The sequence below is a fragment of the Kitasatospora sp. NPDC058063 genome (assembly GCF_042885395.1).
Taxonomy (GTDB): domain Bacteria; phylum Actinomycetota; class Actinomycetes; order Streptomycetales; family Streptomycetaceae; genus Kitasatospora; species Kitasatospora lactacystinica.
In genome coordinates this window covers 1-8,648 of record NZ_JBHVSD010000023.1, presented here as the reverse complement: position 1 = coordinate 8,648, position 8,648 = coordinate 1, and the positions used below count along the sequence as shown (strand labels likewise).

The window sequence follows — 8,648 nt, the reverse complement described above, 5'->3', positions numbered from 1 at the left end:
GGGGGGGCGGGGGGGGGGGGGGGGCGGGGGGTGGGGCGGGCGGGGGCCCCCCCCCGCCCCCCCCGCCTGGGGGGGGGGCCCCGCCGCCCCCCCCCCGCCCCTCCCCCACCTGCTGGCCGTCCTCGGACGGCTGCCGGAGCGGACCCGGGCCTCCCCCACACGGAGCCGGGCCGCTCGTTCGACACCGACACTACGCCTGCGGAACGCCGCCCCCGGGCGGTCTTGACGCCCTCCTGTCGTCCACCGGAGCGCTCTTGACGGCTCGTTGACGAGGGCGGCGCCGGCGCTCGCCCGCCGGTCCGTCACGGCACGTACCGGTACCCGATCCCCGGCTCGGTGATCAGATGCCGCGGCCGGGCCGGATCGCGCTCCAGCTTGCGGCGCAGGCCGGCGAAGTAGACCCGCAGGTAGTTGCCGCGCCCCTCCTGGGCCGGGCCCCACACCTCGCGCAGGATCTGCCGCCCGGGCACCAGCCGCCCGGGGTTGGCGAGCAGCAGGGCGAGGATGCGCCACTCGGTCGGGGTGAGCCGGACCGGACCGTTCGGGCCGTTCACCGCGGTGGCCGCGAGGTCCACGGTGTGGTCGCCGATCACCGGCCGGCCCAACGGCACGCCCCCCGGCGGCCGGCGCAGCACGGCGCGCAGCCGGGCCAGCAGTTCCTCCATCAGGAACGGCTTGGTGAGGTAGTCGTCGGCGCCCGCGTCCAGGGCGCCCACCTTGTCGGCGGCGTCCGTCCGGCCGGAGAGCACGATGATCGGCATCGCGCTGCGGGTGCGCAGGCCGCGCAGCACGTCCATCCCGTCGAGGTCGGGCAGGCCGAGGTCGAGCAGGACGGCGTCCGGGGCGCTGTGCGCGGCGCGGTCGAGCGCCTCGCCGCCGCTGGCGGCGGTGCGGACGGCGTACTGCCGGGCGCTGAGGTTGATCCGCAGGGTGCGCAGGAGGGCCGGCTCGTCGTCGACGACCAGGATCTCACTCATGTCGCGATTCCTCCCCGGGGTGTCCGGGCTCGGTGGCGGCGGGGCCTGAGGTGGCGGGGGCTGTGGCGGCGGGCCCGGTGGTGGCGGCGGGCAGGGTGAGCAGCATGGTGGTGCCTCCGCCCGGGGTGTCCTCGACCTCCAGGCTGCCGCCCATCGCCTCGGCGAGGCCCCGGGAGAGGGCGAGGCCGAGGCCGACGCCGGTGGTGTTGTCGGTGTCGCCGAGGCGCTGGAAGGGCAGGAAGACCCGGTCGCGGTCCTCGGGTGCGATGCCGGGGCCGCGGTCGATCACCCGGATCTCGACCTGGTCGGCGTGGTGGCTGGCGGTGACCAGGACGGGCGCGCCGGGGGCGTTGTACCGCAGCGCGTTGGTGATCACGTTGGCGAGCACCCGCTCCAGCAGCGGCGGGTCGGCGAGCACCGGTGGCGTGGTCTCCAGGTCGAGCGGCTGGACCGGCGCGTACGGGTCGGGGAGGCTGTCCAGCGCCCGGGGCAGGATCTCGTCCAGGTGGGTCTCGGTGAGGTGCAGGGTGAGCGCGCCGGCCTGGAGGCGGCTCATGTCGAGCAGGTTGTCGACCAGCCGGGTGAGCTTGACCAGCGACTCGTCGGCGGTGGCGAGCAGCTCCGACTGGTCCTCGGGCGAGAACTCGACGTCGGGGCTGCGCAGCGAGCCGACCGAGGCGCGGGCGGCGGCCAGCGGGGTGCGCAGGTCGTGGCTGACGGCGGCGAGCAGGGCGGTGCGCATCCGGTCGGCGGCCTTGATCGGCTCGACCTCGGCGGCGACCACGGCCAGCCGGTCGCGCTCCAGCGCGGCGGCGACGTGGGCGGCGAAGGCGGTCAGCACCCGCTGGTCGGCGGCGGGCAGCCGGCGGCCGGTGAGCACCAGGACGGCGTCCGGGCCGACCGGGACCTCGGTGGTCTCGTGCGGCCCGTCGCCGTCGTCCCGGTGGTCCCCCGCGCAGTGCGCGAGCGCCTCGCCGTCGACCCGCGAGAGCAGGGCGACGGCCCGCATGCCGAAGGCCGTCCGGGACTTCTCCAGCAGGGCGGGCAGTGCGTCGGCGCCGCGCAGCACGCTGCCCGCCAGGGTGGAGAGGGTCTCGGCCTCGGCCGTGGCGCGGGCGGCCCGGCTGGTGAGCCGGCCGGCGTGGTCGACCACGGTGGAGACGGTGAGCGCGATGGCGGCGAAGACCACCAGGGCGACGATGTTGTTGGTCTCGCCGATGGTCAGGCTGTGGATCGGCGGGATGAAGTAGTAGTTCAGCAGCACCGAGGCGACGACCGAGGCCAGCAGGGCGGACACGGCTCCGCCGAGCAGGGCGACGATGACCACGCCGAGCTGGAAGATCAGCGCGTCGGTGGTCAGGTTGATGCTGTGGTGCGCCTGGGAGAGCAGGGCGGTGAGCAGCCAGGGCACCGCCAGGCCGGCCAGGTAGCCGGCGAAGGTGCGACGCCGGGAGTGGCGGCGGCCGAGCGAGGGCAGCCGGCCGCGGCCGGTGAACTCGTGGGTGACCATGTGGACGTCGATGTCCTCGGAGGCGTCCACGGTGGTCTGCCCGGTGCCGGGGCCGGTGAGGAAGCGGTTGATCCGGCCGCGGCGGCTGGTGCCGAGCACCAGCTGGGTGGCGTGGTGGGCGCGGGCGAAGGTGAGCAGCGCGGTGGGGACGTCGTCGCCGACCACCACGTGGTAGCTGCCGCCGAGGGCCTCCGCCAGCTGCCGCTGCTGGGCGAGCGCGCCGGAGGAGGCGCCGGCCAGGCCGTCGCTGCGGGAGACGTGGACGGCCAGCAGCTCGCCGCCGGCCGTGCGGTCGGCGATCCGGGCGGCGCGGCGGATCAGGGTCTCGCCCTCGGGGCCGCCGGTGAGGGCGACCACGACCCGCTCGCGGGTCTCCCAGACCCGGTCGATGTTGTGGCTGGCCCGGTAGTCGCGCAGGCCCTCGTCCACCCGCCCGGCCACCCAGAGCAGGGCGAGTTCGCGCAGGGCGGTGAGGTTGCCGACCCGGAAGTAGTTCGAGAGCGCGGCGTCCACCTTCTCCGCCCGGTAGACGTTGCCGTGGGCCATCCGGCGGCGCAGCGCCTGCGGGGCCATGTCGACGAGCTCGATCTGGTCGGCCCGGCGGACCACCTCGTCCGGGACGGTCTCGCGCTGCGGGATGCCGGTGATCTTCCGGACGACGTCGTTCAGCGATTCCAGGTGCTGGATGTTGACGGTGGTGATGACGTCGATCCCGGCGGCCAGGATCTCCTCGACGTCCTGCCAGCGCTTGGCGTGCCGGCCGCCGGGGACATTGGTGTGCGCCAGCTCGTCCACCAGCACGACGGACGGGCGGCGGGCGAGCACGCCGTCGAGGTCCATCTCGTCGAACTCGGCGTCCCGGTAGGCGCGCCGGACCCGTGGCAGGACCTCCAGGCCGGCCAGCATGGCCTCGGTGTGGCGTCTGCCGTGGCACTCGATGTACCCGACCGCGACGTCGGCCCCGCGCTGCTGTCTGCGCCGGGCCTCGTCCAGCATCCGATAGGTCTTGCCGACCCCCGGCGCGGAGCCGAGGTACACCCTCAGGCGGCCGCCGCGGTTGCCGGTGCCGGGGGTGAGGTCGCGGGCCATGGGCACTGCTCTTTCCATCGAAAAGTGGTGCACGTCTGCGGACGCGGGTCGGCCGGCCCGGGCCCGGGAGGTCTCCTCCCGCGCCCGGGCCGGCCCGGTCACCCGCCTGTGCGAGGTGATGTCACTTCTGCTCGCTGAGCGCCTTGTTGAGCAGCACGACGTTGACGCCCTCGTTGCCGAGGAAGCCGAGCGAGCGGCTCTCGGTGTACTCGTCGACCAGCTTGGCCACGGCCTCCACCGGCAGGCCGCGGTTCCCGGCCACCCGGTCGACCTGCTCCTTGGCGTACGCGACGGAGATGTGCGGGTCGAGGCCGGAGCCGGAGGCGGTCAGCGCGTCGGCCGGGACGCTCGCCGGGTCGACGCCGTCGAACGCGGCGACGGCGGCGCGGCGGTCCTCGACGGCCTTCAGCAGGTCCTCGCTGTTCGGGCCGAGGTTGCTGGCGCTGGAGGAGGAGGCGTCGTAGCCGGTCCCGGCCGCGGAGGGGCGGGGCTGGAACCACTTCGGGTCCGGCCGGGCCTCCTCCTTCGGGTCGTCCGGGTTCTTCTTCGGGAGGTTGAAGTTCTGGCCGATCAGGCTGGAACCGACCTCCTTGCCGTCGGACGTCACGGGCGAGCCGTTCGCCTTGTCGGTGAAGGCGGCCTGGGAGATGCCGGTGATCAGCAGGGGGTAGGCGATCCCGAGGATCACGGTGAGCACCAGGAGTGCCCGCAGGGCGGTGAAGTGGGTGCGGAGGATGGTCGGCAGGGGCTTGGACATGGTTTTCTCTCCTTCCCTGCGTCAGCTGAGGCCGGGGATGAACTGGACGATCAGGTCGATCAGCTTGATGCCGACGAACGGCACCACCAGGCCGCCGAAGCCGTAGACCCCGATGTTGCGGCGCAGCAGCGAGCTGGCGTCGGACGGGCGGTAGCGCACGCCGCGCAGGGCGAGCGGGATCAGGCCGATGATGACCAGGGCGTTGAAGATGATCGCCGAGGTGATCGCGGACTGCGGGCTGTGCAGGCCCATGATGTTGAGGTGGCTCAGGCCCGGGTAGACCCCGGCGAACATCGCGGGGATGATCGCGAAGTACTTGGCCACGTCGTTGGCGATCGAGAAGGTCGTCAGCGCGCCGCGGGTGATCAGCAGCTGCTTGCCGATCTCCACGATCTCGATCAGCTTGGTCGGGTTGGAGTCCAGGTCGACCATGTTGCCGGCCTCCTTGGCCGCCATGGTCCCGGTGTTCATCGCGACGCCGACGTCGGCCTGGGCGAGCGCGGGGGCGTCGTTGGTGCCGTCGCCGGTCATCGCGACCAGCTTGCCGCCCTCCTGCTCCTTCTTGATCAGGGCCATCTTGTCCTCGGGCGTGGCCTCGGCGAGGAAGTCGTCCACGCCGGCCTCCTCCGCGATCGCCTTGGCGGTCAGCGGGTTGTCGCCCGTGATCATGATGGTCTTGATGCCCATCCGGCGGAGCTCGTCGAAGCGCTCTCGCATGCCCTCCTTGACCACGTCCTTGAGGTGGATGACCCCGAGGACGCGGGCCGGCCCGCTGCCGACCTTGGTGGCGACGACCAGCGGGGTGCCGCCGGCCGCGGAGATGCCGTCGACCAGGGTGGCGACCTCGTCGCCGACCGAACCGCCGTTCTCGGTCACCCAGTTGGAGACCGAGCCGGCCGCGCCCTTGCGGACCTGGTGGACGCCCTCGGCCTCGTCCAGGTCCACGCCCGACATCCGGGTCTGGGCGGTGAACGGCACCCAGGTGGCGTGGGTCAGCTCGCCCTGGGCGCGGGCCCGCAGACCGTACTCGGTCTTCGCGAGGACCACGATCGAGCGGCCCTCCGGGGTCTCGTCCGCGAGCGAGGAGAGCTGCGCGGCACTGGCCAGTTCGTCGGTGGACACGCCCGGGGCGGCCAGGAACTCGGCGGCCTGGCGGTTGCCCAGGGTGATGGTGCCGGTCTTGTCGAGCAGCAGGGTGTTGACGTCGCCGGCGGCCTCGACGGCGCGGCCGGACATCGCCAGCACGTTGCGCTGCACCAGCCGGTCCATGCCGGCGATGCCGATCGCGGAGAGCAGCGCGCCGATGGTGGTCGGGATGAGCGCCACGATCAGGGCGACCAGGACGATCATCGACTGCGGGGCGCCCGCGTAGGTGGCCATCGGCTGGAGGGTCACGACCGCGACCAGGAAGACGATGGTCAGCGAGGCCAGCAGGATGTTGAGCGCGATCTCGTTCGGCGTCTTCTGCCGGGCGGCACCCTCGACCAGGGCGATCATCCGGTCGATGAACGACTTGCCGGGCTCCGAGGCGATCTTCACCACGATCCGGTCGGACAGCACCTTGGTGCCGCCGGTGACGGCACTGCGGTCGCCGCCGGACTCGCGGATGACGGGCGCGGACTCGCCGGTGATCGCCGACTCGTCGACGCTGGCGACGCCCTCGACCACGTCACCGTCGCCGGGGATGATCTGGCCGGCCTCGACCACCACGTGGTCGCCGAGCCTCAGCGCGGTGCCGGGCACCTCCTCCTCGGCCCGGGTGGCGGGCCAGTCGGTGAGCCGGCGGGCGACGCTCTCGGTCTTGGTCTTGCGCAGGGTGTCGGCCTGGGCCTTGCCGCGGCCCTCGGCCACGGCCTCGGCCAGGTTGGCGAACACCGTGGTGAGCCAGAGCCAGACGGTGATGGCCCAGGCGAACACGGACGGGTCGGCGATCGCGGAGACCGTGGTGACCACCGAGCCGACCTCGACGACGAACATCACCGGGTTCTTGATCATCACCCGAGGGTCGAGCTTCTTCACCGCGTCCGGCAGGGACGCGAGGATCAGCTTCGGGTCGAGCAGGCCGCTCGCCACTCTGTGCGGCGCGGCGGGCTCCGACCTGTCGGCCGGTGCGGGGTTGAGCGTAGAGGTGGGCATCAGGAGGACAGACCTTCCGCGATCGGCCCGAGAGCCAGGGCCGGGAAGTAGGTGAGGCCGACGACGATCAGGATCACGCCCGACAGCAGGCCCACGAACAGCGGCTTGTGGGTGGGCAGGGTGCCCGGGGTGGCCGGGACCGGCTGCTGCTGGGCGAGCGAGCCGGCCAGCGCCAGGACGAAGACGATCGGCAGGAGACGACCGAAGATCATCGCCAGACCGAGCGCGGTGTCGTACCAGTCGGTGTTGACGGTGATGCCGCCGAAGGCCGAACCGTTGTTGTTGGCGGCCGAGGTGAAGGCGTACAGCACCTCGGAGAAGCCGTGGGCGCCCGAGTTGAGCATCCCGGCGCGCTCGCCCGGCAGGGCCATCGCCACGCCCGTGCCGACCAGCACGATCGTCGGCGTGGTGAGGATGTACAGCGAGGCGAACTTCATCTCCCGGCCGCCGAGCTTCTTGCCCAGGTACTCGGGGGTGCGGCCGACCATCAGGCCGGCGACGAACACCGCGACGACCGCGAGCACCAGCATCCCGTACAGACCGGAGCCCACACCGCCGGGCGCGATCTCGCCCAGCATCATGTTGAAGACCGTCAGCCCGCCGCCGAACGGCGTGTACGAGTCGTGGAAGGAGTTCACCGCACCGGTCGAGGTCAGCGTGGTCGAGGCGGCGAACAGCGAGCTGGCGGCGATGCCGAAGCGCTGCTCCTTGCCCTCCATCGCGGCGCCCGCGGCCTGCAGGGCGCTGCCCTGGTGCTGCGACTCGGCGAGGGTCAGCAGGGCCACCGAGGCGACCCAGAACAGGCCCATCACGGCGACGATCGCGTAGCCCTGGCGGTTGTCCCCCACCATCCGGCCGAAGGTCCGCGGCAGCGCGAACGGGATCAGCAGGATCAGGAAGATCTCCACCAGGTTGGTGAAGCCGGTCGGGTTCTCGAACGGGTGCGCCGAGTTGGCGTTGAAGAAGCCGCCGCCGTTGGTGCCCAGCAGCTTGATGACCTCCTGGGAGGCCACCGGGCCGCCCGGGATCTTCTGGACGTCACCCGCGAGGTTGGTGACCTCGTGGAAGCCGTGGAAGTTCTGGATCACGCCGTTGGCGGCCAGGACCAGGGCGAAGACGATCGAGATCGGCAGCAGCAGGCGCAGGCTGATCCGGGTGAGGTCCACCCAGAAGTTGCCGACCCGGTCCGTCCTGTTGCGGGTGAAGCCCCGGATCAGCGCGGCGACGACGGCGATGCCGACGGCCGCGGAGACGAAGTTCTGCACCGCCAGGCCCGCCATCTGCGCCAGGTGGCCCATCGCGGACTCGCCGCCGTAGGACTGCCAGTTGGTGTTGGCGACGAACGAGATCGCGGTGTTCCAGGCCTGGTGGCCCTCCATCTGCGGAACACCCAGGTTCAGCAGCAGGTAGCCCTGGAGGCGGATCAGGCCGTAGAGGAAGAGGACGGAGACGGCGGAGAAGGCCAGCACCGAGCGGAGGTAGGCCGGCCAGCGCTGATCGGCGTCGCCGTCGACGCCGATCACCTTGTAGATGCCGCGCTCGACCCGGAGGTGCCTGGCGGAGGTGAGGAGCTTGGCGATGTAGTCGCCGAGGGGGCGGTAGCACAGGGCCAGCGCGCCGACGAGGGCGATGACCTGGAGCCAGCCCGCGAGAGTGGAGCTCATGTCAGAACTTCTCCGGGTAGATCAGCGCGACGACGAGATAGCCGACGAGGGCGACGGCCACGATCAGACCAGCGATGTTCTCGGCGCTCACAGCTTCTCCACCCCCCGCGCGATCAGGGCGATGACGGCGAACACGGCGACCGTGACACCGACGTAGATGAGATCGGACATGGGCTCCACCAGAGTGGTTCGGGAGATGCCGCGACCTGGGCCGGAAGGGCTCGCGCGGCGCCGGCGGACGACCGGCAGATGCAGCAAACCAGCCGTCAGGGGCGCGTTATGGGGCCCTGACGCCCTCCATACGGGTGACGGCGTGACGTTGACGCGGCCTTGACGGGCGCTTCACCGGACCGAGACCGTCGTGATCGGGCCGAGATCCGGCGGGGGGCGGGCGGCGGTGCTCGTCGGTACTCATCAGTACTCGTCGGCACTCGTCGGCACTCGTCGGGCGTCGCCGTACGGGGAACGTGCCGGGAACGGAGCGGCCCCGGACGGCGGTCTGCCGTCCGGGGCGC

General features: G+C 72.3%; 6 protein-coding genes. All 6 read right to left on the bottom strand.

Annotated elements, in window-relative coordinates; genetic code table 11:
* Positions 1 to 302 precede the first annotated feature (302 nt).
* The 6 genes from ACFVUY_RS31995 to kdpF all read right to left on the bottom strand — a co-directional run bounded on the left by ACFVUY_RS31995 (position 303) and on the right by kdpF (position 8,224).
* Entirely contained in the window at positions 303 to 977 is a 675-nt protein-coding gene (locus tag ACFVUY_RS31995; RefSeq protein WP_387686218.1) for a response regulator, read from the bottom strand.
* Positions 970 to 3,576, bottom strand: coding sequence for an ATP-binding protein (locus ACFVUY_RS31990; protein ID WP_387735784.1), 2,607 nt, complete (start codon positions 3,574 to 3,576; stop codon positions 970 to 972). The genes ACFVUY_RS31995 and ACFVUY_RS31990 overlap by 8 nt, the downstream gene beginning before the upstream one ends.
* Before the next feature lie 121 nt (positions 3,577 to 3,697).
* Positions 3,698 to 4,333: a potassium-transporting ATPase subunit KdpC gene (gene kdpC / locus ACFVUY_RS31985; protein WP_387735782.1), complete on the bottom strand. Its 636-nt coding sequence runs from the start codon at positions 4,331 to 4,333 to the stop codon at positions 3,698 to 3,700.
* 21 nt (positions 4,334 to 4,354) lie between these two features.
* Positions 4,355 to 6,469 (bottom strand): potassium-transporting ATPase subunit KdpB, encoded by a 2,115-nt coding sequence (kdpB, locus tag ACFVUY_RS31980; protein ID WP_387735779.1) that lies wholly within the window; start codon positions 6,467 to 6,469, stop codon positions 4,355 to 4,357.
* Positions 6,469 to 8,133 (bottom strand): potassium-transporting ATPase subunit KdpA, encoded by a 1,665-nt coding sequence (gene kdpA / locus ACFVUY_RS31975; protein ID WP_387735776.1) that lies wholly within the window; start codon positions 8,131 to 8,133, stop codon positions 6,469 to 6,471. Before kdpA ends, kdpB begins: the two co-directional genes overlap by 1 nt.
* Position 8,134: 1 nt before the next feature.
* Positions 8,135 to 8,224: a K(+)-transporting ATPase subunit F gene (kdpF, locus tag ACFVUY_RS31970; RefSeq protein ID WP_097237446.1), complete on the bottom strand. Its 90-nt coding sequence runs from the start codon at positions 8,222 to 8,224 to the stop codon at positions 8,135 to 8,137.
* Between the last annotated feature and the right edge of the window lie 424 nt (positions 8,225 to 8,648).

Excerpts from the sequence above, each read along its gene's own strand:
- ACFVUY_RS31995 (WP_387686218.1), bottom strand. The coding sequence starts at position 977 with ATGAGTGAGATCCTGGTCGTCGACGACGAGCCGGCCCTCCTGCGCACC.
- ACFVUY_RS31990 (WP_387735784.1), bottom strand. The coding sequence starts at position 3,576 with ATGGCCCGCGACCTCACCCCCGGCACCGGCAACCGCGGCGGCCGCCTG.
- kdpC (WP_387735782.1), bottom strand. The coding sequence starts at position 4,333 with ATGTCCAAGCCCCTGCCGACCATCCTCCGCACCCACTTCACCGCCCTG.
- kdpB (WP_387735779.1), bottom strand. The coding sequence starts at position 6,469 with ATGCCCACCTCTACGCTCAACCCCGCACCGGCCGACAGGTCGGAGCCC.
- kdpA (WP_387735776.1), bottom strand. The coding sequence starts at position 8,133 with ATGAGCTCCACTCTCGCGGGCTGGCTCCAGGTCATCGCCCTCGTCGGC.